This window comes from Kribbella kalugense (assembly GCF_004365875.1).
In the GTDB taxonomy this organism is placed as follows: domain Bacteria; phylum Actinomycetota; class Actinomycetes; order Propionibacteriales; family Kribbellaceae; genus Kribbella; species Kribbella kalugense.
On record NZ_SODF01000001.1, the window covers coordinates 995,883 to 1,021,190 of the forward strand.

At 65.5% G+C, this 25,308-nt stretch carries 21 protein-coding genes; 10 read left to right on the forward strand and 11 right to left on the reverse strand.

Annotated features, from left to right (window positions below; genetic code table 11):
• The first annotated feature begins 36 nt into the window (after positions 1–36).
• The 4 genes from fusA to EV650_RS04605 all read left to right on the forward strand — a co-directional run bounded on the left by fusA (position 37) and on the right by EV650_RS04605 (position 5,428).
• Complete coding sequence (fusA, locus tag EV650_RS04590) at positions 37–2,064, forward strand: elongation factor G (RefSeq protein WP_134115647.1); 2,028 nt, start codon at positions 37–39, stop codon at positions 2,062–2,064.
• A 267-nt stretch (positions 2,065–2,331) separates the two neighbouring features.
• Positions 2,332–3,306 (forward strand): glycoside hydrolase family 16 protein, encoded by a 975-nt coding sequence (locus EV650_RS04595; RefSeq protein WP_134115649.1) that lies wholly within the window; start codon positions 2,332–2,334, stop codon positions 3,304–3,306.
• Between the two features lie 44 nt (positions 3,307–3,350).
• Positions 3,351–4,073: a GntR family transcriptional regulator gene (locus tag EV650_RS04600; RefSeq protein WP_134115651.1), complete on the forward strand. Its 723-nt coding sequence runs from the start codon at positions 3,351–3,353 to the stop codon at positions 4,071–4,073.
• Between the two features lie 113 nt (positions 4,074–4,186).
• Positions 4,187–5,428: a serine/threonine-protein kinase gene (locus tag EV650_RS04605; RefSeq protein WP_134115653.1), complete on the forward strand. Its 1,242-nt coding sequence runs from the start codon at positions 4,187–4,189 to the stop codon at positions 5,426–5,428.
• Here the strand turns inward: EV650_RS04605 and EV650_RS04610 are convergent.
• Complete coding sequence (locus EV650_RS04610; RefSeq protein WP_134115655.1) at positions 5,415–7,373, reverse strand: VWA domain-containing protein; 1,959 nt, start codon at positions 7,371–7,373, stop codon at positions 5,415–5,417. The genes EV650_RS04605 and EV650_RS04610 overlap by 14 nt on opposite strands.
• An 86-nt stretch (positions 7,374–7,459) precedes the next feature.
• Between EV650_RS04610 and EV650_RS04615 the strand changes: the two genes are divergently transcribed.
• Entirely contained in the window at positions 7,460–7,999 is a 540-nt protein-coding gene (locus tag EV650_RS04615) for a helix-turn-helix domain-containing protein (protein WP_134115657.1), read from the forward strand.
• 58 nt (positions 8,000–8,057) lie between these two features.
• On the opposite strand, the gene EV650_RS04620 is transcribed toward EV650_RS04615, so the two are convergent.
• From EV650_RS04620 to EV650_RS40270, 3 genes are all read right to left on the reverse strand, one after another.
• Positions 8,058–8,657, reverse strand: a complete 600-nt coding sequence (locus tag EV650_RS04620; RefSeq protein ID WP_134115659.1) for a hypothetical protein — start codon at positions 8,655–8,657, stop codon at positions 8,058–8,060.
• A gap of 59 nt (positions 8,658–8,716) precedes the next feature.
• Positions 8,717–9,778 (reverse strand): YihY/virulence factor BrkB family protein, encoded by a 1,062-nt coding sequence (locus tag EV650_RS04625; RefSeq protein ID WP_238174014.1) that lies wholly within the window; start codon positions 9,776–9,778, stop codon positions 8,717–8,719.
• A gap of 90 nt (positions 9,779–9,868) precedes the next feature.
• Complete coding sequence (locus EV650_RS40270) at positions 9,869–10,036, reverse strand: hypothetical protein (protein ID WP_166678023.1); 168 nt, start codon at positions 10,034–10,036, stop codon at positions 9,869–9,871.
• Positions 10,037–10,507: 471 nt separating this feature from the next.
• On the opposite strand from EV650_RS40270, the gene EV650_RS40275 reads away from it, so the two are divergent.
• Positions 10,508–10,684, forward strand: a complete 177-nt coding sequence (locus EV650_RS40275) for a hypothetical protein (RefSeq protein WP_166678024.1) — start codon at positions 10,508–10,510, stop codon at positions 10,682–10,684.
• A gap of 253 nt (positions 10,685–10,937) precedes the next feature.
• On the opposite strand, the gene EV650_RS04630 is transcribed toward EV650_RS40275, so the two are convergent.
• Complete coding sequence (locus EV650_RS04630; RefSeq protein ID WP_166678025.1) at positions 10,938–12,011, reverse strand: DUF1444 domain-containing protein; 1,074 nt, start codon at positions 12,009–12,011, stop codon at positions 10,938–10,940.
• Between the two features lie 459 nt (positions 12,012–12,470).
• Between EV650_RS04630 and EV650_RS04635 the strand changes: the two genes are divergently transcribed.
• Positions 12,471–13,001: a hypothetical protein gene (locus tag EV650_RS04635; RefSeq protein WP_134115663.1), complete on the forward strand. Its 531-nt coding sequence runs from the start codon at positions 12,471–12,473 to the stop codon at positions 12,999–13,001.
• 166 nt (positions 13,002–13,167) lie between these two features.
• Here EV650_RS04635 and EV650_RS04640 read toward each other — a convergent pair whose 3' ends face one another.
• The 5 genes from EV650_RS04640 to EV650_RS40280 all read right to left on the reverse strand — a co-directional run bounded on the left by EV650_RS04640 (position 13,168) and on the right by EV650_RS40280 (position 19,160).
• Entirely contained in the window at positions 13,168–14,448 is a 1,281-nt protein-coding gene (locus EV650_RS04640; protein ID WP_166678026.1) for an RNA-binding domain-containing protein, read from the reverse strand.
• Positions 14,449–14,780: 332 nt separating this feature from the next.
• Positions 14,781–15,887, reverse strand: a complete 1,107-nt coding sequence (locus EV650_RS04645; protein WP_134115667.1) for a hypothetical protein — start codon at positions 15,885–15,887, stop codon at positions 14,781–14,783.
• 125 nt (positions 15,888–16,012) lie between these two features.
• Positions 16,013–17,173, reverse strand: a complete 1,161-nt coding sequence (locus tag EV650_RS04650) for a hypothetical protein (RefSeq protein WP_134115669.1) — start codon at positions 17,171–17,173, stop codon at positions 16,013–16,015.
• A 398-nt stretch (positions 17,174–17,571) separates the two neighbouring features.
• Positions 17,572–18,462 (reverse strand): abortive infection family protein, encoded by an 891-nt coding sequence (locus EV650_RS04655; protein ID WP_500778883.1) that lies wholly within the window; start codon positions 18,460–18,462, stop codon positions 17,572–17,574.
• An 8-nt stretch (positions 18,463–18,470) separates the two neighbouring features.
• The gene (locus tag EV650_RS40280; protein WP_166678028.1) at positions 18,471–19,160 is read right to left on the reverse strand and encodes a hypothetical protein; all 690 of its coding nucleotides are present in this window, start codon (positions 19,158–19,160) and stop codon (positions 18,471–18,473) included.
• 476 nt (positions 19,161–19,636) lie between these two features.
• Here EV650_RS40280 and EV650_RS04660 point away from each other — a divergent pair, with 476 nt between their 5' ends.
• From EV650_RS04660 to EV650_RS04670, 3 genes are read left to right on the forward strand one after another with little or no spacing between them, the layout of a single operon-like run.
• Positions 19,637–20,869: a dsDNA nuclease domain-containing protein gene (locus EV650_RS04660; protein WP_166678029.1), complete on the forward strand. Its 1,233-nt coding sequence runs from the start codon at positions 19,637–19,639 to the stop codon at positions 20,867–20,869.
• Positions 20,870–20,871: 2 nt separating this feature from the next.
• Complete coding sequence (locus EV650_RS04665; protein ID WP_166678030.1) at positions 20,872–21,432, forward strand: hypothetical protein; 561 nt, start codon at positions 20,872–20,874, stop codon at positions 21,430–21,432.
• A gap of 53 nt (positions 21,433–21,485) precedes the next feature.
• The gene (locus tag EV650_RS04670) at positions 21,486–23,348 is read left to right on the forward strand and encodes a coiled-coil domain-containing protein (RefSeq protein WP_202874399.1); all 1,863 of its coding nucleotides are present in this window, start codon (positions 21,486–21,488) and stop codon (positions 23,346–23,348) included.
• A gap of 822 nt (positions 23,349–24,170) precedes the next feature.
• On the opposite strand, the gene EV650_RS04675 is transcribed toward EV650_RS04670, so the two are convergent.
• Entirely contained in the window at positions 24,171–25,307 is a 1,137-nt protein-coding gene (locus EV650_RS04675) for a methyltransferase domain-containing protein (protein WP_166678031.1), read from the reverse strand.
• Between the last annotated feature and the right edge of the window lies 1 nt (position 25,308).

Here is a 25,308-nt window from a genome sequence, read left to right on the forward strand (position 1 = left end):
CCCGATCCGGATCATCATCCGAAAGGCCATCGGCCCATGCGTACCAACCTTGACCACCTGCTGTCCCGGCTGCGCAACGTCGGAATTCTCGCCCACGTCGATGCGGGCAAGACCACTGTCACCGAACGGATCCTGTATCTCACCGGCACCATTCATAAGCGCGGTGAGGTCCACGACGGCACGACTGTCACCGACTTCGACTCGCAGGAGCGCGATCGCGGGATCACGATCTTCGCCGCGGCCGTGAGCTGCGACTGGGACGGGCACTCGATCAACCTGATCGACACCCCTGGCCACGTGGACTTCTCCGACGAGGTGGAGCGTTCGCTGCGGGTGCTTGACGGTGCCGTCGCACTGTTCGACGCCGTCGCGGGAGTCGAACCGCAGAGCGAGTCGGTCTGGCGCCAGGCCGATCGGCACGGGGTCCCGCGGATCGCGTTCGTCAACAAGATGGACCGGCCCGGTGCAGACCTCGATGCAGCGGTGGACTCGATCCGTCAGCGGTTGCACGTGACCCCGCTGGTGGTCCAGTTGCCGATCGGAGAGGAGGCCGAGTTCAGCGGAGTCATCGACCTGATCAAGATGCGCGCGTACGTCTGGAACGACGGGTTGGTGGAGTGTCCGGTGCCAGATGCCCTTCTGGAGCGGGCGGTACGCCGACGCCGGCTGCTCGAGGAGACCGTCGCCGAGCTCCACCCGATCGCGCTGGACGAGTTCTATGCGCGGTCAACGCTCTCGGCCGAGACACTGGCCGTTGTACTGCGGGACCTGTCCCTGTCTGGTACCGGCGTGGTGGTGCTGTGCGGGTCGGCGTACCGCAACCGTGGGATCGAGCCGCTGCTGGATGCCGTCATCGCCTACCTGCCTTCGCCGCAGGAGGTGCCGGCGGTGCAGGGCCTGTCGGACGGTGCGTTGCAGGAGCGGGTCGCCGACCCGGCGGCGCCGTTCGCGGCGCTCGTGTTCAAGGTCAGCTCGACCGCTACTGGTCGGCTGACGTACCTGCGGGTGTATTCGGGAACGATTCGGAAGGGAGAAACAGTCGTGGACGCGGGCGTGGGACGCACTGAGCGGATCAGCCGGATCCTGCGAGTCCAGGCCGATCAGCACGTGGAGGTCCACCAGGCGGTCGCCGGCGACATCGTCGCGGTCGTCGGGCCGAAGTCCGCCCGGAGCGGCGCCACCCTGTGCGCGCCGGCGGCTCCGTTGGTTCTCGAACCGGCGGCCGTGGCTGACCCGGTCGTCTCTGTGGCAGTCGAGGCCCGCAGGAGCACCGACACCGACCGGCTCGCATCGGCACTGACACGGCTGGTCGAGGAGGACCCGTCGCTGACGGTTCGGACCGATTCCGAGACCGGTCAGACGCTGTTGTCAGGCATGGGTGAGCTGCACCTCGAGGTCGCGGCGGAGAAGGTACGCCGTACTCACGGGCTCGAAGTTGTCGTGGGTCGACCGCAGGTGACCTATCGCGAGACAGTCGGGCGCGGGGTGTCCGGGCTGGTGTACCGGCACGTCAAGCAGGACGGCGGTGCCGGCCAGTTCGCCCAGATCACTCTCGATGTGGAGCCGCTGGACGAAGACTTCGCGTTCCGGTCGGTCGTCGTTGGTGGCCGGGTGCCGCAGGAGTATGTCCGCGCAGTCGAGGCAGGCTGCCGGGATGCTCTGGCCGAGGGGCCGCTCGGCGGGCACCCGGTGACCGGGGTGCGGGTCACGCTGACGGATGGAGCCACCCATCCGAAGGACTCCTCGGAGCTGGCGTTCCGTACGGCCGGCCGACTGGGACTGCGGGAAGCCCTCCGTGCCAGTGCGATGGTGCTCCTGGAACCGGTCGCTGAGGTCACGGCAACCGTGCCTGAGGATGCCATGGGCGGTGTGCTCGGCGACCTCGCCGCACGGCGTGGCCGGATTTCGGGTTCGACCGCGCGACAAGGCGCGATGGTGATCGTCGCCACCGTGCCACTGGCTGAATTGTTCGGCTATGCAACGCAGCTACGCAGCCGAACCCAGGGCCGCGGAACCTTCACCACCCGACCCACCGGCTACGTGCCCGCACCAACCGCGCGGTAGTGCCGCGCCCCACAGTCCCGCCCGCAGGCGGGACTGTGGGGCCTCGGTCCGTGCGCGAGTGGTAAATACCATCTGGACCGCAAATAAATCGCTTCCGCCAATTGTTGGTATTTACCAGTGAGCAGGCACCGATCTCACGCTGAATGTGTTTATGCTGAGTCCATTCGAAAAGTTTGTCGGAACTCTTGCGGTTCACTCCGGTGGCATTCATGCTCGACCCGGACGCGGGCTTCCGCCCATCCTTGCCGCGAAGGAGACCGAAGAGCCATGTCACGTCAGAGAACGACTATCTTCCTCGCCACCGCCGCGACGATCGCCTCGATGGTGAGCGGCGCCTCTGCTGCCGTCGGCTCGACCGATCGGGCCGACCGCGGGTCGGGCAAGTGCGGCGTACTGTTCGACGACTTCCAGTACGCGTCGGCCACCGACCCTGCGCTCGGCGACCACGGCTGGAACGCGCGGAGTGAAATGGGTGGCCCAGGCGTCCCCGGTACTGCCTGGCCGGCGAGCAACGTCTCCTTCGTCACGACCGGCGGCCAGAAGGTCGCTCAACTCAGGGCAGCGACGGACGGCACGGTCGCTGGTACGACCAACTCCGAGCTCCGCCGTACCACCATGAATCTGCGGAACGGCACCTATGCCACCCGCGTCCGGTACGCCGACACCCCGGCCACCGGAACGGACGGCGATCACATCAACGAGACCGCGTTCGCCATCGGCCCGACGAAGTTCGACTACGACCCGATCTACAGCGAGCTCGACTTCACCGAGTACCTGCCGAACGGAGGCTGGGGAGAGACAGGCCCGGTCAACTTCCAGACGAGCTGGCACACCTTCCGAGAGGACCCGTGGGACGCGCGAACCGCGGAGAGCCGCCAGGACAGGTCGCTGAACGGCTGGCACACCTATGTCACCCAGGTAGGCAACGGCCACGCGAGGTACTACATCGACGGCAAGCTCACGGCCGACCACACCGTCGACCAGGACGGCAACACCGTTCTGCCGCGTCAGGACATGAGCATGAACTGGAACCTGTGGTTCATCGATCTGGACGGGCACCAGGGGACGTCGACAAGTGACTACCGCGAGCAGGTCGATTGGGCCTACTACGCCAAGAACGACACCGTCTCGCCCGCACAGGCCGACGCCCGCGTGGAGAAGTACCGCAAGCACGACACCACCTACCAGGACTCCTTGAGCAACACCGGGAGCTGCGAGAACTACCAGCCGCCGGAACACTGAGCGCGTAACATACGGACCTTCCGGCATAACTGAGGTGGGTCCTCGTGGTAGGCAGCCTGCGAAAACGCGATCGGGCCCGCGAGTACCTGCTCGGGCTGGTCGAGTCGCGAGCGGTCGGTCAGGCGATACCCTCCGAGCGCCAGCTGTCTGCCGAACTCGAGATCTCCCGACCTACCCTCCGAGCAGTGGTCGACGACTTGGTTCGCGATGGCTGGCTGGTGCGCGAGCACGGCCGCGGCATGTTCGTCGGTAGCCCCAAGGTCGCTCAACAGATCAGCGGCACCCATGGAGCGACCTACCCGACAGCACCGGGAACCTGGACCAGCAGGGTGCTCAGCCACGCCACGATCCAAGCCGGCACGTTGATCGGCAGCAGACTCCGGGTCACACCGAACACCGCCGTACTGCGGATCGCCAGGCAACGCTTCGTCAACGGCGACCCGATCTGTCTGGAGACCATCCACGTGCTGCAGGAGCTCGTCCCCGAGTTCGACGTCCGGGTGATCGAGCAGAACTCGTTCTACGCGTTGCTCGAAGAACGCTACGGCGTGATCCCGACCGACGCCGAACAGACTCAGGGAGCAGCAGCGGCCGACGCCACCGAGTCCGCCCTGCTCGGCCTCGCATTAGAGGCTCCGATTCTGATCTTGGAGCGAACCACCCGCGACCAGCACGGCCGCAGGTTCGAGTTCACCCGCGCCGCCTACCGCGGCGACCGCTACCAAATCACGACCCACCTGAGTCTCTCCAAGTCGGCCGGCGAATAGTTGTCCTTGCCTTGCACTGATCCTCGGCTCGTCGCCACCGGTGCTGCTCGGCAGGCGCGCCAGTCCTGCTCTATCGTCGGGGTGCTTCCGGACCGGCGAGAGGAGGGGTCGTGATGGCTGACGTGTTTGCCGGGCGCTATGAGCTCATCGACCCGATCGGTGCAGGTGGCAACAGCATGGTCTGGCGCGCATGGGATCGTCGCCTGCGGCGGTTCTGCGCCGCGAAGGTGCTCCGGCAGCGTCATGCGGGGTCCCTGCTCCGATTCGTTCGCGAGCAAGGGCTGCGGCTGGATCACCCACACGTTCTGAGTCCTTACAGCTGGGTGGCCGAGGACGATCAAGCTCTGCTGGCGATGGATCTGGTCGGCGGTGGTTCGGCGGACAACCTGGTCGCTGACTTCGGTGCGCTCCCGGAGCGCTACGCGGCCGAACTGTTGGCGCAACTGCTGGGCGCTCTCGACCAGGTCCACGCGGCCGGCCTGCTCCATCGGGACGTGAAGCCGGCGAATCTGCTGCTCGAGACCACCGGTACCGGACCTCCTGTACTCCGGCTCAGCGACTTCGGCATTGCCCTGTGGCTGGGACAGCCGCGCCTCACTCAGGACGGAGCCGTGGTCGGTACGCCGGGGTATGTCGCGCCCGAGGCTCTTGCCGGCGAGCCCGCGTCGATCAGTCAGGACCTGTACGCCGCGGGCGTGACGGGCTGGCAATTCCTGACCGGGGAAGAACCTCCGCTCACCGGCCCACCGCGGAGCCGGCCTGCGGACGCGGCCGACGACAGCGTCGTCTGGCAGGTCGTTGAGAGCCTGATGCAGCCCGAGGCTGCCAACCGGGCTCGTTCCGCCGAGGATGCACTGGCTGCGCTCGCACCTCTTCTGGCGCAACCATTGGAACTCCCGGCGTTGACGCCCGACGGGGAGCCGATCGAGGTCTTCGATCACCTGCCGCCACTGCCCGCACCGTACGCAACCCTTGCCGACCCGCCCGAAGCACTCGGCCACGCGGTACACCGCGAGGCGGGTACGCCGCCCTCGCAGATCCACCCGTTGGTTTCGGGGAAGCGGCGCATCGTCGTACTGGCCGCACTCACCGTGGCGGTCCTCGCGACGGCGACTCTCGTCGCGCTACTGACTCTCGATGGGCGACCCGCGGGCCACGACTCGCCGCCGCCGAGTCAGCCGACTGTCCCGGAAACGATCAGCACCAGGCCTGTCACCCCAGCGCCCAACGCCGAAGCGAAGGTCGGGGGAACGTGCGGTTGGCAAGAGGCCGGCAATCTCGAGACAACCGCCGGCGGCACTCGGATCGTGTGCCGCCAGCAGGGTTCGTCGTACCGCTGGATCAAGGCCGGTTAGACCAGCCTTGACCCGGCCCGTTCGGATACCCCGGTGGCGTCTGGGGCATCGCCGACTTGCGACGGCGAAGAATCAGCACCGCGACGACGATCGCGACGATCAGCAGGAGCACAGCGCCGAGGATGATCCAGGGCAACGAGGAGGCTGTCTTGTCGGCCGCCGGCTTGGTGTCGCCGCCCGAGCCTTGGCCTGCCGTGGTGCCGGACCCGGACGGCGTGGACTGGCTGGCTGACGGAGTCTCGGTGCTAGGGGTCGGGCTGCTCGGAGTCTCCCCGGTCGAGGTGCCGTACGCGGGTCCAGCGACCTTGTCGCCGGCGACGGCCACGTCGATCGTCACCGGTACGCCGCCCGCCTCGTGGGCGAACGGGGCGCCCAGCTTGACGACGATGTAGTACCAGCCGTCGATGCTGGACTCCCGGATGACCGCATCGGACGCGTTGCGGTTCAGGTACGCCGTACGTGGGGTCGCGATCGCCTTTCCGCTGGACGGCAAGATGTTCGTGGTCCCGGTGTAGGCGGTCGTGTCGAACTTGATCTCTGAGCGGACCGGACTGAACAGGCCGGTGCGAATGTTGGTCGTCCCGGCATCCGGAACAGCGCCGAAGGTGACCCGGTAGGCGAGACCCTGCCCCCAGTCGAGCTTCATGCGGTAGTACAGCTCTTCGCCGTTGTAGATGGTTTCGCCGTAACGGCCGGCTCCGGTCAGGGTGGTCGCCTCGTTGAACGAGCCGCCGCCGCGCACCGGCCGGACGGTACCGGCCGGCTGCTGCGCGAAGTCGACGAGGCCGGTCTGCGCCGGTTCACCGAAGCTGCCGGTCACCGGCGGCTCGATCCGCAACTGCAGCTCCAGCGGCACGCGGTCGGTGCCGTCCTTCGCGTCTCGGGTAACCCTGAAGACATACTTGCCGGGGACGCTGCAGCCCTTGGGCTTCGACGACCCGGGAACCGTCCCGTTCCAGCTGAGCACCGTGGTCAGCGCACCGCCGTCCTGCTTGGCACGGGTATGCAGCTCGCGTTCGGACCGATAGCAATCTGCCCCGCCCGGGCCGGTGATCTTGATGTCCAGGACCTCGAGATCCCGAGGGTTGCCGCGCGGGAAGATTGCCGTCGCAGCGAAGTACGCCGTGTCGCCCGCCTTCAGATCGGCCGCGTAGAAGCGTTCCTCGACCGGGCTCAGGGTGTCCAGGTACTGGCCTGGGGTCATGGTCGGCGCCGTGAACGGATCCGCGGTACCGGTGATCGGCTGGCCGGTCGGTTCGTAGTGCCGCAGCGCGCGATCGGTCACCCGGCCCAGTACGCCGAGCAGCGCGTCGGCGTCGGCGGCGTCGTGATACGTCCCGCCGGTGCTCTGCGCGATGCAGGCGAGCTGGGCTCGTGCCTTCGCGTCGACCCGGAAGCCGATCGCGTGCACGTGCAGGTCGACCCCCTGTTGGTGGAGCTGCTTCGCCACGTCGCACGGTTGCGGCGGCGCACAGGTGTCTTCGCCGTCCGACACCAGAACGATCGAGCGCTGACCCTCCTTCGGAAGCTGAGCTGCCGCGGTCAGCAGTGACCGGCCGATCGGTGTGTAGCCGCTCGCCTTCGCCGCATTCACGGCCCGCTTGATCGCGGGTTTGTCGACCGCCTTCACCGGCTCGACGACTCTGACGTCGCGGCAGCCCGCGGCCTTCTCCGAGCCGCTCGACCCGGTCCCCGCGCCGTAGATCGCCAGCCCGACCGGGGCTTGGGCGGGCAGGCTGTCGATCATCGATCCGACGGCCCGTTTGGCGGCGTCCATCCGGGTGCCGCTGCCCCCGACATCCCGGGCGGTCATCGAGCCGGACGAGTCCAGCACGACCATCACCGGCGACAACTCGCCCTCGGCATGGGCCGGCGCGGCATTTCCGAACGCGAACACGGCGGTCAGAACGGGCAACGCGGCCACGGCGGCGAAGCGTCGTATCATGGCGTCTCCAGAGGGCATCGAAGGGCGGACATGCAGAAACCTAGCGTTTGCATCTGCAATTTGCAAATGGCAATCCGGAGCTCATGGTGACCGATTCGTACGCGCGCAACCTCAAGCTGCAGCTGGAGTGGTACGGCGAACCGCTGGGTGATCGCTTCCGGCGCCTGCTCGGCCGCCTCGAGCTCTCCCAGGCTCAGCTCGCCGGCATCCTCGGCCTGTCCGCGCCGATGCTGTCACAGCTGATGTCCGGTCAGCGCGCCAAGATCAGCAACCCGACTGTACTGACGCGCCTGCTCCAGCTCGAGGCGACGGTGAACGATCCCGCCTGGGACTCCCACTCACCGGCCGAGCAACTGCGCCGGCTCGACGAGATCCGTGGCGCTCAGCGATCGACCCTCACCGTCGACCAGGTCAAAGAGACGCCCGCAACGCCGGTGCCCGCGGGCGATCCGGTCGTAGCCATCCAGGCACTGCTCCGCGACGTCGCCTCCGCCGGCGACATCCAGGGAGCCTCCGAACTGCTCGAGGACCGCTACCCCGAACTGGCTGAGGCACTTCGAGTGCTGGGCGCAGGTCGAACCCAGGACGCCCGCGCCTACTACACCAAAATCACCGGCCACGGCTGACACGTGCCGACCGTCCGTGATCGCGTTCTACCTCCTGCTGGACGAGGTCGTGAAGTCTTCAGTCGCAGGTGTCGCAGATCCCATTGGCAGGTGTCTGCAGGTTGCAGCGGGGGCACTTGTTGATCGGGCGCTCGGCGATCGCGGCCCTGCGGGCTCGCGCGCGGGCAGCGCCGAGCTTCGGCGGGATCATCGGGCTGCCGCCATCGGCCGGTAAGCCGGTCGCATCGAAGTGACGGTAGCCGGCGAGGCGTTCGTGGGAGGCATGGACATCCGCGTCCGGGGGAGTGGTACCTGTTGCCGCGCCGACAATTGCGGCGTACCCGTCGAAGACGCTCTCGTCGGGGTTGACGCACAGCGCCGACAACATCGGCTCACCCCGTCGCAGGCTCTCCGCGGACACCTCGGCGAGGACGCCACCGATCCACTGCCGGGTCGGCTGCTTGGTGCGGATGCCGGTCAGCTCCTGTACGCCGGCGGCGATGGCCTTCTGCTGCACGACCGCCTGGTACTTCCCGGCTGCGACGAGCAGCATCTCCCGTGCGGCGCCGGCCCACTCGATCCGTGCGGCGGCGGCGCCGACATCGGACACATCGCGCCAGGCGCGTTCCGCGACGTCCGACAGTTCGTGGTCTGGTGCGGCGACATCGAAAGTGGACACCCGGAAGACCCTAACCGGCTCACCTCCAATCAACGAAACCGCGACCTCAGAAAAGGCACTCAGGCACCAGCAACCGGCGGCCTTGGTGACTGCTCACCGTGCCGATTCTCCGACGCCTGGGATCTTTCTGCGATGGGATCGACTGGTTCGTGGGATCCGAAGGTGACCTCGATTGTTTCGGCGGCCTTGTGGCGCTGGGATTGGGCGTACATTGCGTAGGCGCGATGGTCGGCTGGTGTCAGGTCGGTGGCCGAGTCGGTGAAGAGGGCCAGCAACGAGCGCGGGTACAGACGGTGCGCGATCACCGAGTTCAGTTCGGCGCCGATCACGGCGATCACCGATGCGGCGTAGATGAGCCCGATCAGCCCCAGGGTCAGCGCGAAGACGCCGTTCACCTCGCTCGTCTTGGCCAGCACATTGTTGACGTAGATACCGCCCAGACGCTCGAGCAGCTGCCAGCCGACAGCGGTGAGGAACGCCCCCGGGAGGATCTTCCGCAGGGCCGGCCGAGGCGTAGTGCCCGGGCGCAGGCACAGGGTCAGCATGGCAGTGAGCACCAGTACCGAGCCGATCCAAACGACCCACCCCAGGTGGGCGATGTCGCCGAACAGCGATGTCTGGCTGCCGGCCAAGACAGTCAGGGTGGCGAAGCCGAGCACCGTGAGACCGGCCAGCGAGAGCAGCGCTACGGACCGCAGACGCCCACGAAACGGATTAGGGCGTCGGTTGCGGGGGACTCCCCAGGTCACGTGGACCGCGTTCTGCCCCGCCTGTCCGAGCCCGATCACGCCGTACACCGCGGCGAGCGTGCCGATGATGACGGCCGGGGTGCTGCCTTGCAAGCCCTGCGGGGTCGACAGTTGGGTACCGACGATCGGGAACTCCTTGAGCGCCGACTGCAAGACGGCCTTCTGCAGATCCTCATTGCCCTGCAGAAGGAACCCGAGAACGGATGAGGAGATCAGCAACATCGGGAAGATCGCCGCGAAGGCGTAGTACGTGACGATCACCGCGAGATAGCTGCCCTGGTCGTCGAAGAACTTGTACACCACGGCGAGCGGGAACCCGAGCCGCCGACGCCGACGCTGCGCAGCGTCCAACCGCTGTCCCAAGGTGCCCACGCCCCAACGGTACGGCCCCACTCCGGATCTGCTCAGCAACGCCGTCGGCTGGTCTCGTCCGGCCCGGCGCGGACCAGTTGGTGCCGGACGCTAGGTGTCCTGGGCGATCATCAGCCAGCTGAGTTGGATGTCTGGGGATCTGGTCGGCGTGATGGTGACCGTGATTCGACCGTCGGCGCCGACCGCGATGCCGCCGTACTGCGCCGAGGTGCCCGTTGCGGTGAAGAGGCGCTGCTGGTCGACCACTGCGCCGTTCACGGAGACTTCCGCGGCGCGGTTCGCCCAGGGCCACGGGTCGTCAGTACCCGGCGTGGACCGAGTATGTTCCGGCCTGGAGACCGGTGAACGTGTAGACGAGCGGCTCATGGTTCTTCGCATAGCGCAAGGCGGTGTAGAGGTCCCGCTCGCGTCCCCGGCCGGTGCACTGGCACCTGTATAGCCCCACGTGCTCCCGGTGACAGGATCCGGGCCGAGCGGCTGGTCGGGTCCGGAATTGAGTAGCGGCTTGTCCGTCGTCGCGAGTTCGGTCAGCCAGGTCCAGTCCGCAGTGATCGCACCGCCGGTGTGAACGGCATAGCGCAGGCCGCGCGGGACCACCAGAACCGGGCGAGTGAATGTCCGACCGTCCCGCAGGGTGCCGGTCACGTGGGCAGGCCCTGCGTGGGCAACGCCTGACGGATCCCAGGTCACCGACAACTTCTGCGCTCGGGATCGCGGCCTGCACCGTCCATGGCCGGTACGGCGCGGCGAGACGGGCGCACCAGCCTGCAGGACGCCGCGGCACGGGCGCACATCGTCTCCGCGATCATGTTCATCAGCATGGCCGCCGCCATCAACGCCGCCAACCCAGTCGAGGACGTCGTACAGGAGATCCGCGACCAGGTACAGGTACTCCTGCCCGAATGACGCCACCTCGGTTGTGGCGAACGGTTCTTTCAGCGGGTCTGTGAAGCAGCTGAAAATGTCGATGCGACCCTGGGCGAGATCACCGGGTCACTGGAGCGCCGGAGATGCCACCGGGGCCGGACGAATCCGTACCACTGGGGGTCGTGGCACCAGGAGCCGATGATCAAAGGTCCTGGCCCATCGTGAAGGCCGCTTCGTGCTGCGTTCGCCACCCCACCGTCACCAAATTGAAGACCCGGACGGCCGGCGTTCGTCATTGCCCTCTTCCTCCGGACGTGAAGTGCGGCGTCCCGCTTGGTTCGGTGTCGAGGCGGCGTAAGGCTGCGGAGAAGCGGCCGCCGGCCCGGAGTTGCGCGGTGCCGGTGCTGTAATCGGTCACCTGTTGCCACTCGTTTTCCGTCACGTAGTAGACGTGCGGACTCAACGGTCCTGGCGAGTCGGCGAAGAAGCAATTGGCGAGTCTGGCGAGCATGCCGAATGCGCTGACCACCGTCGGATCTCGCACCACGTGAATGAGCAGCATGTCTCGGGCCGGCATGGCCACGAGGCAACCGAACGGAGGATTCTCGACTCGCAGTGATTCGCGTAGCACTGTGTCGAGAACCAGTGCTCGGGAGGCGGTGAACATGCCTCCGGTGAGCATGGCAACCTCGGCGCCGTTGGCGCCGGGCTGTTGCACGAGCTCCACCTTGTCCTCGAGGCGGCGCAGGTTCGCCAGGCCCATCCGGCTGAGTTCCGCCCAGGGCGCGCCAAGACTGTCGATGTCGAAATGCATCGCGACCGCAGTGCCGGCGTAGGTCGCCGGCACAGTGAGCAGACCCGGTAGGAACTCCGGCACTCGGTCTCTCCAGCCGGGCTCGATCGCGGACGCACTGACCAGGCGAAGGTACAGCTCGCTTTCCAGGTCTTCGGGGATCCTCGGTCGGCCGCCAGGAGGGAGCATTTGGTCGAAATGCGCGGCGACTGCGTCACGCCACCGCTGTCGTGGCAACTCGCCCACCGTGCGGGCAAGATTCACGAGTCCGGCGAATGGACCGTCGCTGGCCGGAGAGCCGTCGTCTCCGATCGATACCAGCACGGCTGTACCGTCGTACCGCATCGAGAACCCACGTTCGGCGACCGCAGCCTCGGCGAGACGGACCAATCGGTCGGCCTGGGTCAGAGTCAACGGCGTCAGCTCCGGGTGAGGCTGATCGCCGTCGGTGTTTTGACGTCTTCTGCCGCCGCGGACGCCCCGGCGGCCTTCACTGTCCTTGCCAGCACTCATCGAGCACCTCCTTTCCCAAGAACATATGGGTTTTCCCGCCTCCGGATCGGACGACTTCACAACCTGTGGATAACCGTTCGTGCAGGACCGAGGGCGAGGCGGCATCGACTTCAGGTTGCTGGCGGCAACTTTCCTTCATTCACTGTGAGTGCCACTCGCCGACACAAGGCGGAGCTGGTGCGATCGAGGGGCTTGGGCGAGAAGGTCAACGCCGGCAAGCTGCTCCACAAAAGCGACAGGCGGCACCGGAGTGCCGCCTGCATGAATTGAACATCTGTTTCAGCGTCCGAGGAGGAACACGCACCTTAACCACACGCCTGGAGCTCGGCGAAGAAGTCGTCGGACGGGGCTTTGTCGGGCTTTGCTGAGCGGCACGGGGCGAGCTGTTGCGGGCATTGGCGAATGGGTTGCAAGACATGCGAACGGCGCCGTCGCGGCGACACGCCTCAGATCACCGAGTGGACGGCGGACAGACGCTAGCCTTCCGAGGGGAATCGATCATGGCTCCGGAGGGACATCGTGGCGAAGAAGCAAGCCGACCCGTTGCCACAACACACGGTCGAAGAGATCCGCGCCGCGTGCGAGGCTCCTCTACCCGCGGGCGTGACGATGGTCCTGATGCACAAGACGGTGACCGGACTGCAGGTCCACGAGGGTGGCGTCTCAGTCCTCGAGCGCCCCGACCGTCCATGGCGTCAACTGGCCGCGGTGACGAGGGTGTCCCGCAGCGGGTTCATCCGTAGCCGCATCAGGCTCCGGTTCGCCGACGGGAGCAAGGCGACGGTGCGCCCGTACAAGCCGAAGTTTCGGTGTCTCCTCGAGACGGGCAAGCGCGACAGCCTGAACTTCTCCTCACCGAGCAGCGGCGATGCCCGCAGCAACGACTCGCCCTTGGATGGCCTCGCCGCCATCTTCGTGATCCTGGTGGCGATCGTGATGTTCCCGATCTCACTGGTCATGCTGGCTCGCGAGCTGTTCGGTATCTCCGCGCGGGCAAAGCAGGCAACACTACTGCTGCCGCAGCTACAGGCCGTCGCCCAGACCGACTGAACCGGCGGGCTCTTGCAGACGGCGTTGGACAGCCGACGTGGGGCCGACCCGATGGTTAAGCGTGTGGATAAGTCGCGTGTCCGAGGAGGAACACGCACCTTAACCACACGCATCCCGCTTGCCCCTCGGGATGTCGGAGCGAGAACTGAGTTGGATGACGCGGAACCTAGCTTGTAGGGGCGACGCCGTCGCGAGGCGAGGCCGGCGTGACGTGCCCTGAGCCGCGTGTTTCGCGGGAGCTAAGGTCGTCCGCATGGTTGGTGAACCAGCCTTGGAGGTGCGCTGCGCGTGGACCTGAAAATCCAGAGGTGCATCCGTCGGCAGCTACGAGCGGTATCGCGGACGGAGTGACGTTGAATTCCGCCGCTAGGTCGGCCAGCGCAGAGGTTGTCACATCGAGCAGGTCACGCGGCGACGTGACCACAGACAACGAAGCAGTAATATCCAACTCTTCGACAGAGCCCGGGTAGCGCGACAGGGGCACCTGCCGGTCCCGGCCGGTTGACGTCCGCTCGACGAGGTATTTAACGCACCCGCTCGGGCCGGTGAGCTGCAGCCTGATCGCGAGATCGCCTGATGCTCCCGCATTGGCCGCGTGTCGAGCCAAGACGTCGAGGATGCCCAAGGTCCAAGTAGCTACCAGGTCTAGGGCGAAGAATCCGCTGTTGCTCGGGAAGGCCTGGAGTTCCAAGCCACGTGACTGGTCGACCGTCGCGTTACCGGCGCCGAAGCCGGACCCATTCGCATGCAGTTCGATGTAGTGGTCGTTTGGGTCGGAGAAGATCACTCTTCGTCGGCCGATCGACACCTTGTCCAGATCGCGGGTGATCGCTCCCGTAATTGTCGTCTCCGTGGAGCTCAGCCAGGAAAAGTAAGAGGCACGGTCTGTTTGCAGATGACCGGCACGCGCTGGAACCAGCGCGATTGTGACGTAACCGCGATCTCTGTTTGTCACTCGCGGGAGTGCGTCATGCCAGATCTTGTCCAGCCTGGTGACCTGTTGGGACGCGCCGGCGAAGCGGTCGCGGTAGCGCGATGCCAACTCTGGTTCGGTCATCCACCTAGCCTGACGATCCTCACGGACTGGCCACGCGTAGTAGTCGTTTCGACGGATGCCGTGTGGTGCCTCATCGCTCGGTGGCACGAGCAATAGGTAAACGCCTTGGGTCGGGTTCTCCGGGTCAGGGATCTCGCCGACGACCACATCCGGGATGAGTGGTGCTATGCCGCGCACCAGGACGTCCACCATGCGTCGACGCTCGCCATCCGCCAGTGGAACTTCAGTCACCTCTTTGGCCGCGGACTGAGCATCTTCATCGATCCCGAGGATGATGAGGCCGCCAGCTGCGTTGGCCAGTGCTGCTACATCCTTGGTTAGCTCCTTCTTTTCGGCGTCGCTGGCGCCGTAGAGCGTGCGCTTGTAGTCGAGCGTCAGATCTTCTGTCACGTGCCGCGCCACTAGGCCGTTGACAAGTGCCCAGTCGATCGCTGGCAGGGGACAGCCGAGGATGAGTTCCAGCCGCGGGATCCGTACCCACGGAGGAACCTGGGTTGCCCATGTCTGCGTGCGAGCTGGGTTGTCACCGGGGTCGTTCAATGCGCCTTCTCTCACATGCAGAAGATCGCAGGCGACACGTCACCCGTCAACGAAGTTTGGCGTTGAGTCAATGATGACAATTCCCTATCTGTCAGACCGACCCACCGCCACCCAGGAACAACCAGCCTGGACACCACAACTAGTCTTGAAGTGTGCCGACGACCGACCGACGTCGAGTTGCGCTAGGACGGTGCACCGACGATTTCCGCGAGTGGCGGCAGACCCACCAAGCCGAGATCCTCGTCGAGCCACGCCGGCTCGGCAGAGTAGGCATCGGCCCATGCATTCTGCTCTTCGGTCGCTGCTGGGCCTAACGGGATGATCGCCGTTTCTCTCGCAACGTGCGGCGCAACAAGGCGACGCACACCGGTGCCGTTGGCAGCGTCGAATCGATTGTCGACCTGTGCTGCATTTGTCTCGCCCAACGCCACACCCTTGGACGAGGACAGGACCAAGCCGGCCAGGTGGTCGGCGCCCTTGAGCGCGTAACTGGTTGCATCGCTCAAGCGGGTGAGTCGATCTGGCCAGCTCATCGAAGGCCACTCGGTGAGCTGGAAGAACCCGTCCAGGGCATCGACGCGGAGCCAGACAGGTTCCTCACCCTTCGACTGACGTGCCTTCTCAACCAGCGTGCGCGCCAGTCGGAACCATCCGTCGGTGGTACGTAAGCCCCCATGAAACGTCGAGCCGGAGTCGCCGGCCCGGTCGCGCCGGATCGAGGCTTGGCCGACGGCGGAGGGGACGATCGCCGGTAGATCTCGAGCCGTATCGCCTGCGGCCCGCTCGATCTCAACCAGCCAAGCCTCGATGACTTCTACGTCCATGTCGGCCGTCATCTCGACGTCGATCAGAGTGCCGGTGGTGGCCTGAATGCCTTGGATCCTCAACCACAACTCATGTTCCAACCGCTCCCAGCGCCGGTCGGCCCTCGATCGCGACAGGCTTGTCGTCTCTACCAGGAACGTTCGGCTTGCGCGGATACGCAGATCGGCCCGCGTCGGCGCGTCCGCGATGTGAGGCTCGAATGTCACGGCCTCGCTCGTGGCTTGCCAGGCGCGGTCGACCTCCAGTTGCAGCAACATGTGGCGCCAGGTGGACGTGTCTACACCGCGCTTGAGATGCCGCAGAACATCCTCGAAGGTGGGTTCCGTTGCCACGGAGCCGAGCCGGAGAGCGAGCGAGAGAAAGGCCGGCAGCGCAGCGACATGTTGCCCGAGCATCAATAGCTCGCTCGGAAGCCAGCCGCATCTATCGATCTGCTTCCGCGGCCAGCCTCTTCCGAGATGCATTTCCAAAGTGTCGATGCACTGAACAACTGCTGCGGCTCCGGCGGTGCCGTATCGCTCTTCACTCCGTGCCCGGAGGTCTGCCCAGGTCGGCCATTCACTAGTCACCACCGGAGCATCCCATGCCTCTACCGGAATCGTGCATCGTCACGTGGCCACGGACTGACGTACGTCAGCCCGGACATGAATTCACTAGCAGTCTGGTGCATGGAAATTAGCCGTTTGAGCGGATCGCGTGGATACGGCACTTCCGCATTCGGCGGCGGGGCAGGCAGCTCCGCCGCCTTTCCTTCTCTCAATTGCCGGAACACCAGCGCATTTCGCGCTGTCCAGATGTCATATGGATGCGGGTTTGCGCCCAGGAACCAGAAATAGGAGCTTGAGCGCTCGGCCCGTGCAAGCACAGCTCGTATGTCAGGCTCGTCTTCAATGGTTATGTCGTCGTAGCCCTTCAGACACTTGAGAAAGTTCCGAACCTCGAGCGTGCCGATGGACAGCGCATACAGAAGTATCAGCTCGCTGCTGTAGTGGTCGAAGCGCGGCCAGCGGTGGCTGAAGTTGCGGCCGTAGGTCTCGGTCATCAGGTCCGCGACCGGGTGGGCATAGCCGCTCAGAAAGCTGTAGTGCGGCGCAAGCCGGCCAGCGTCAGCCTCGCCGATCAATTCGTTCTCTCGAAGGTTGGTGACGAGCGAGCTCCACGTCAGGTAGGTCTTCCAGAGTGCCTGATTCTCCTTCGCGAGTTCCCGAAGCTCGTCGACCTCGATCAGGCCGTCGTCCTCCTGCTGGGTCGGACTGCCGAGACCTGGGCTGTACTGCTGGAGGAGGAAGTAGTAGATGCTCACCTGCTTCCTCTTCCCGGCTTCATCAGGCTCGCTGAACAGTCCCTCCCGGACGACTCTCACCTCTCCCTTCTTGGTGCGTGACCACTCCTTGACCTCTGCCGTCCAGCCTTCCCCGGCCGCCCGCGCAGCCTGCCACTGCGTCCAGGTTTGTTCGTCGACGCCGCCTTGATACTGAACGAACGTTCGGCCGAGGAACACCAACCAGTCCACAAGAACCTGCTCCAGGCTCGTACGCACTAGCGCGAAGGCTGAGCTGTATCTGAACTGCTCGGCGAGAACTACAGCGCTCGAGAGATGTGAACCGAGCTGCCGGACACGCTCGGCTTTATCGCTTACGTCCAGGTAATGGGTGTCGGACCACTGCAACCGCGAGTGCATGCTGTCCAGAATCTGGCTCAGATCGTGCCAGGCCGCAGCGAGGTCGGAGTGGCTGTCATCGGCAGTCATCCCAAGATTCTGCACTCCGAGGAGCGGGGTACTGGAAATCGGGGATCACGGTTCGTCGTCGGAGCTGGCCACGCAGGCCGCTGGACAGGACTCCGCTGAGGGCGGCTGCCGCCGCGCTGGCGGTAAAGAGTGGCGGCGCGGCCAAGGATGCTGGCGAGACGCGGCAGCGCCTTCGCCCGCCACAGCTGCGACCACCATCCCGCATTGCTCCATTGTGACTTGGCAGTCTCAATCTCCGACTGCGGCCGCTGTCGATTCGCCGCGAAGGTGGCGTGCTAGCTCGCTCCACGCGCCCGATTTAGTCCCTGGTCTGCTGCCCGCGTTCTGTTCCACGAACCACAGCAGATCCGCGTTCGTCGATGGGTCGCCCGGCAGGGGACCGGGTGCTCGGGTAGCCATCACGCGCCCAGAAGCTTTGCAATCTCATCTGGAGCATCCGTGACGGGAAGATAGATCCGGAGGGCCAATCGGAGGTTCAAGGCGGTAGTGGTCGGGATCTCGTCCGGGCTGAACAGCAGGCCGCTGGCGACACCGAGTCGGTATGCCGCAGGCCAGTGCTCTAGGTCGTTGTCTGCGCTGGCGGCGTTGACGCCCTCGATGCGAACGTTGAACGTCTCCTGTGCCGTTCGCTGACCCACCGCGATTCCGATCGACCGTGAATGGCGCGGATCGCTCCGGGGCAGGTTGGCGCTCTGCAGTCGCGACGTGAGGTCGCCGGCAGAGAAGCTGATTGGGCCGGTGGGATCGCCGACGAGGTCGCGTATCAGGGTCTCGGGACGACCCTGGGCGAAGTATCCCAGGCGTCGAACGGCCCACCGAACCCAGAGGAGGGACCCGTCCATCGCCAGGTCCAGCATCTCTGCTTGTAGCTCCGGCTGCCGGGCTCGCCCGTGCCCGCCGCCGTAGTTGTTGCGGATGGCGCTCATCGAGACAGCCATCTTGCTTGCCTGAGTTGCGAGGTTGCCGAATGGACTGGGGTGGGCAAGCTCATGTCCCGGTTGGGCGGCGAGCAGGTCGTGCGCGCGCTTCACCGTCGGGTCGAAGTCGGCTCCGCCAGAGGGCGCTCCGTTGAGGTCCAGAACCACCTTGGCGACTGCCTCGATCAAGCACTTGAGGAAACCGATAGCTTGTCCGTCGTCCCGGGCGTCGATCGCCGCGCGAGCCGTTGCAGCTCCAGATCGATGGCCTCCGCGTGCGCAGCGCCGATATGTTCGGGCCGCGGAACGGCGAATCGGTCGTAGGCGTTTCTTGTCACCGGCCGAGTGTCTCAAGCCAAGCCGCCGACCCATGGCGGACGTCAGGACCAGGCCCAGAGCATCTCGGTGGTGCCGCCATAGCTGGCGCCGCCGGTCCAGTCGACGTTGGGGTTGATCGCACCCTCCTGGCCGACGAGGTTCTTGGGCTCGTCGAACGGGATGAGGCTCGCGAATCCACCGGTCCATGCGCCCCGCAAGTTCAGCTTGTCGCCCGCCTGCAGTTCCATGACCTTTCGGGGTTTGCAGGTCGCGTCCCGCACCCAGAGATAGAAGATGGCGGCCTTCGGATCAATCTTGATCCGCAACGTGACCTCCTGGCCGACGTCTCCGGCGGACAGTTCGCTGAACTGCAGTGTGTCGCCGGCGGAATAGTGGCGTTCCCGGTCCATCTGCTTGATACAAGCGAGGATCTGGGCGCTGGTCGGGATCTCGCCGAGCGGCCAGTACTTCGGGCGACTCGGAGGTGACGTCGTCCGCGGCCGCGTGGTCGTTGGCCGCGTCGTCGTCGTCGTCGTCGGTGTCGTGCTCGGCGACGACGGTCGAGTCGGCTTGCTGGTATGTGGGACCGCCGTCGACGCTCCGCCGGTCGGGGCCGTGGAAAGTGGTTGCGACGGTGGACTGCTAGACGGCGCCTGCCCGCTCTTGAAGTTGCGCACCCGCTCACCAAGCGAGATGACGCCTTCCGCATCGGCCAGGAAGCCGATTACTCCAAGTAGGATTGCGATCACCACACCGACTGCACCATACCGAGCCCAGCCGCTCTTCTGCCCTTCCGCCACCGACACAGCATTACGCATGAACTGCCGCTGTGGGAACTCCGTCGTTCGCTTAATGCGCTCCGCCGTAGTCCTGTGCAGCCCACGTAGTTGGAGCGTCTCTGTACGGCGGTGTTTCCCTTGCTGTCTGGACGAGTTCAGGGCCCACCTCTGAGCGTTGTGCGGATCTGAAGGCCGAGCTCGGATCTGTCTGCTGACCTTGCTCGATTCGCTGCCACGAAATGGCAGGGGAGTGATCCTCTCGCTCGCGGTGTCAGTGCATTGATCACTGTGTCGGCGCGAAGCCCTATTCCGCTGTGTCAGAGAGCCGCACCAACGCGCTTCAGGATGCGAGTTGGCAGGGTCGGTGGGCGACCCGCCGATGAGGTCGCGGAGAGTGACGAGCGGCTTTAGCATCAGAGTCTCCATCGTGCTGGCTGGTTGGGGGCCCTGTGGAAGTCGCAAGGACGGCGATCGACTCGCAGTTGACGGCTCTCGTCGGGGTGGCCACCGAGCCCAGCGGGCTAAGCACGTTCGCACGCTATCGGTGGCAGGCCAAACAGGCTGTCAGACTGTGGCTGACCTGCCTGTCCGAGCGTGATCCAGCCCTCTGCCTGGTCTGCGAACACGTCGAAGACGTGGTTGTCGTCAGCAAAGAACGATTCCGGTTCATTCAGTTGAAGACGAGAGACCGCGGCTCTTGGAGCGCGGCGGCGATGTGCGACCGCGGCTTGGACTCGCTGGTCCGGTCGTATTCCGCGGCCCGGACGCACGGCATCCACGAACGGTCGACGTTCGAGCTGTGGGTCGAGGGTCCGCTGTCCGACAATAAGGTCACCACCGGATTCGCAGCGGCCCCGGCGACGGCCGGGCCTGAGATCCGTCGCAAGATCGTGGCACACGGGTTGGGTCGCGGGCAGCTGGCGGACTTCTTGGCCAGGCTCGAGATCCACGCTGGACAGCCCTCGACGGCGCACATCGACGCGAAGGCGATCCGAGAGCTCGGAGCGCTCTGGCCACTCGCACAGGTCGAACTCGAGCAGATCTACGGACGCCTGCTGGATGCGGCAGAAGCGGCCCAGGCTGGTGAGCAGATGCCGGGGGCCATTCAGGGTCATTTGGCGGCAGCGGCGGACCACCTCGGGCACGACTTGCCACAGCCCGGCGAGCCAAGTGCGGGCCTGATCGAACCGATCCGCGAACAGATCCTGTCTCACCACATGTTGCTGTCGCTGACTCCGCCGCTGCGTCGGGAGTCCGACCACAGTCTCCTTCAGCGGATCAAGGCCGGTACGACGGCGTCCTTGCTGGAGCTCAAGCTGATTCGCGCCGGCGCTTCTCCGGAGACCATCGCTCAGGCGCAGAACCTGCGCACCACGATGGAACTGAGACGACAACTTCAGCTCGCCTCGGTGGACTCTGCCGTCGATCGGCTCGATCAGTTGGCCCAACGGATGTTGACTATGGCAGAGGCGACCAGCCGGCGCATCTCAATGGCCGCAGCGGCGTCGCCGGTTCTCGGAATGAGATCCGGCGAGGCAATCGTTGCGGAGCTGATGAGCCGTCCCAGTGACCTCGCTCAGTGCGACCGCGACGACCTCTTCGATCGTGATGCGGAACAACTCTTCGGATATCTGTGCCATCTCTCGGACGAGTGCCGCTTCGGATGGGGAGTCGCAGGATGACTGTGACGACTCGTGAAACCTGGCCCTCGCGGTCGCGATTCCAGTCCAGCCGAGAGTCTGAGGCACGGCTGTTACTCCTTGTCGACGCCTTCAGCCGGAAGTCCAAGGGCGAGCCTCGCTTCCTGGAAGGGCGGGTCAAGCTCGCGAAGCTGGACTTCCTTCTGCGCTATCCGGTCCACTTACGCAAGGTCTTAATCAAGCACGGAGTCGACGCCGACCGTCTGGAGGATCTCGAGGAGAACGACGCTCCTCTGGACAACAGGATGATGCGGTATCGCTACGGCCCCTGGGATCCGTCGTACTATGCGGTGCTCGGCTCGCTGATCGGCAGAGGGCTGGTCGAAGTCGAACCGTTGCCGGGATCGGGCGGTTTCGGCTATCGCACGACTGCCCTGGGGGCCGGACTCGCCGAACAGCTTCTCGCCGACGAGATCTTCCTCAAGATCGGTGACCGCGCCAAATTGCTACGTCGGTATCTGGACAAGTCGGGGCGGACGCTGATGGGCTACGTCTACGAGCTTCCCGAGGTGGCGGACGCGACGTGGCTGGACGACATCCGATGACGAGCCAAGAGCCTGCTGGGCCTACGTCGTCGCACCGCCTCGAGCTGGAGTCGGTGGAGCTGGTCGGCGGTGGGCGAAAAGTCCCGTTCCATCCCGGTCTCAACATCATCCAGGGCGACATCACCAGCGGGAAGACGACCCTCGTCCGGCTTATCAGTGCCCTGCTCGGGCCGATGCCGAGCAATCTGCCGCCGGAGGTGGAGCAGCTGACGGCGATCCGTGGTGAAGTGGTTCTCGGCAACACGGTCTGGAGCATTTATCGGCCTCGCACCACAACCAGCACCGCTCCTGTGGAGATTAGCGAAATCGTCCATGGGCGGGAGCCGTCCTCGACCCGTCTCCCGGTCACCGGCAACGGGCCGTCGTACGGCAAGTTCCTTCTTGAGCAGCTGGGCCTGCCGAGCGTCAGCGTTCCTCGCGCCCGCAGCGATCCGTCCGGAGCGTTGACGCCCGTGTCCATCAGGGACTGGCTCAACTACTGCATCATCACCGGCGATGAACTCGACACCCAGGTGTTCGGGCATCTGCGGCCGTGGCGGGAGGAAAAGCGGCGCTGGGTCTTCGAGCTGGTGTACGGGTATTACGACCCGGAGTTGGCTATATTGCGCGCCGAACTTCGGACCCTCGAACTCCAGATCCAGGAGCACCAGAAATCCGAGGCGATCAGCCAGCGGTTCCTCGCCCAGACTCCGTTCGCCAGTGCGGAGGCGCTGGACCGCGAACTGGCCGGCAGACGCCAGCAGCTCGCCGAGCTCGTGAATCGGCGCAGAAACCTCGCAGGAGGTATGGATCGATCCAGGCCGGAACTCGCCAGGATCCGTGCCGAGCTGCTCGCTGCGAGAACCCGGTTTGCAGCGCTGTCGGAGCAGTTGTCGGGGCTCGCCGCCCAGGCGAGCGACCTGGCTGATCTCGAGCAGCAGTTGCGGGCACAGTCAGCGCGATTGACGCGCGCCATCGTGGCCGACGAGCTGCTAGTTGATTTTGACTTCGTTGTCTGTCCACGCTGCGGCCAAGGAGTGAGTCCAGGGCGGGCCGAGGACGGGCACTGCTATCTGTGCTTCCAAGAGCCCCGGCCGGCGCCGTCCACCTCGGCGCTGCTCGCCGAGCAGGAACGCATCGCCAGCCAGATTGAGGAGACCACGGACGTCCTCCGCGAGCGTCTCGCGGCTCGAGGTCAGCTCGAGGCGGAGCGGTCGGCGCTCGACGCCGAGATCATTGAGCTGTCGCGCCGGCTCGACGAGGGCACGTCGATATTCATCTCCGACCGGTCGTCGCAGCTTCAGCAAGAGGCGGCGGAGCAGGCGACACTCGAGGCCGACATCCGGCGGCTAACTGAGTACAGTGAGCTGGTCCACCGCTACCAGGCGAGTCTGTCCGACCGTGAGGCACTCCGGCGGGAGGCGGATGCCGTGGAGGAGCGGATCCGGGCCTATGGGATCAAGCGTGTCGATGCCGAGGGCAACGTACGAGCGCTCGAGCAGCGCTGCTTGGAATATCTGCGAGAGCTGCGCATCCCGGACTTCTCTCCGGCCGAGCTCCAGGTCCACATCAACCGGAGTACCTACTTGCCCGAGGTATCTGGCCGAGCCTTCGAGACGCTGTCTAGTCAGGGCCTCAAAACCCTGGTCAACATCGCGCACGCGCTGGCACATCACACGGTCGCAATCGACAGGGGACTGCCACTGCCCGGGCTGCTGATCTTGGACGGCATTTCCTCAAACGCGGGCCAGAAAGGTTTCGATCTGGCGCGCATCCGCGACGTTTACGACCTCCTGGCCCGCACGGCGCAGTGGTACCTCGGCCGGCTGCAGATTGTGGCCGTCGACAACGAGGTCAACAACGCCGTCAGTCTGGAGCACCGGGAATCGCTCATTCTCGGTCTCAGGCAGAGTGACCGCCTGATCCGCGGACTGTAGTGGCGAGGAGCCCGGAGCCGCCGTGCTCCGTGGCGATCAGCTCAGGACTGGGGAATCCGCTCAGCTTGATGATGGTGTCGTTGGGGGATCAGGACGGGGCGCACTCCGTGCCCGTCCCGCACTCCGCCAGAGCCTCACCCCGGATCTCCTCACGGATCGACGTTGAGTTTCTGCGTCCGGTCCGGTTCGTGATGACACCGCTCACTGCGAACTGGACCGGTGCATTCGTGGGATCAGCTGGTGACGGTGCAGGACTATCCGCTGTACGGACTCTGAGCGGTTAGCAGCCGTCTCTGTGCGCGGCTCAAGGCCTCTCGGAGGGTTTCGTTCGCCTGCTGAAGTTCGGTGACTTGGCGCTGCAGACGATCCACTTCCGCGAGCAGTACGGTCACCTGTTCGGCTTCGATTGCCTCGGCCGAGCGCACCAGTTTTCGGCTTCGCCAGTTGCGAAGGCGGCACCGATCCGAGCAGAACCGTTGGTCGGATCTGGCCGCGATGTAGGTGTTGGCGCGAGGTCAGGTCTTGCCCGGGCAGGGGTGGTGGGTCGTCCATAGATGCTTAACGTGCGGCGCGCGAAGGTGACCAAATACGCGTTGCAATTTGCTGACACGCCTCGAGTGCAAGATGTGTGGCGGCATTCAGGTTCGTCGTTTGGTGCAATCACGCATCGGCGTAGTGACTGGCGGCGATGTCGCTGGTTGGAGGGCGGCGAACACAGGTGGCGAGACCTGGGTGACGCGTCTGAGGCGGAGGATCTCTGGTGCAGCAGCAGCGGCGGTCATGTGGTGGTGTTGAGCGCTGGGGCTGGTGATCTGCGGTTGGTCAGAGCTCAAGTGTCCAGTGGCCGTCGGGGCCGATGAGGGCGTTTCGGTCCTCGCGGAGTTCGACGGTCATGGTGTCGAGGGGGAAACGACCGGCGGCTGTCCACCTGGCTTGGACGCGTTGCAGGTCGTCCCATAGGCCTCGTGGGCCGCTTTGGTGGATGGTCTTGGTTTCGCTGTCGGCGCGTGCCCAGGATCCGTCGGCTGCTAGGAGCCACAGGAGTTGGCTGCCGTCGTCGCGGGTCGCGGAGCGGTTCTCGATGTCGGGGGTGTCGAGTTCGTACAGGCAACGCAACTGCCAGTCGTCCCACAGGTCGGGTATGGGTCCTGTTAGTTGGCGGGTCTCGTCGCCTGGTTGGTCGCGGGCGGCGTTGAAGACGTGATCTAGGCGGGCTGGGTAGTCGGTTTCGCGGCGGGTGCGCATGAAGGTGGCTGGGTCTGGTTGGACGTGGCCGCGGACTACTCCGTCTGGGTGTTTGTCGGCGTTGATCATGAGCGAGGTGCCGGTGATGGTGGTGACGATCTTGCCGCCGGCGCGGAGAGCGTCTAGCCATGCCGGAGGGATGGGGCGGACGGCGACGGTGGCCATGATGCGGTCGTAGTTGGTGTCCGGTAGCGAGCCGGTGGCGTCGGCGATCTCGAGACGTGGGGTTCGGCCGAAGTCGGCGAGGCGCTCGCGGGCGGCGTCGACGAGGTACGGGTCTAGGTCGATGCTGGTCACCTGCTTGTCGCCGAGGCGGTGTGCGAGGAGAGCTGCGGAGTAGCCGGAGCCGGTGCCGACGTCGAGCACCTGGTCGTGCTTGTGCGGGTCGAGCAGGTGGAGCATGCGCACGATCAACCCGGGCAGGGTCGAGGACGACGTCGGGAGGCCCGCTGGACGATCGGATAGGTCCGCGTAGTCCGCGTGGAGTGCGCCCACACGGGTCACCAGGGTCTCGTCGGCGTACACCTCTGCCCATTGTTGGTCCGGCTTCGGCGTTCGGAGTCCCCAGGCGAATGGGTAGCTGTCGGGGATCGGCTCCCACCACCTCGGCACCAGTTGGTGCCGAGGTGTGGAGCTGACCGAGTCGTGCCACTCCGGTGCCGCTGCTGTTACCTCGTCGGCGAGCTTGCGAGCGGCGTCGGTCCAGTCACTCACG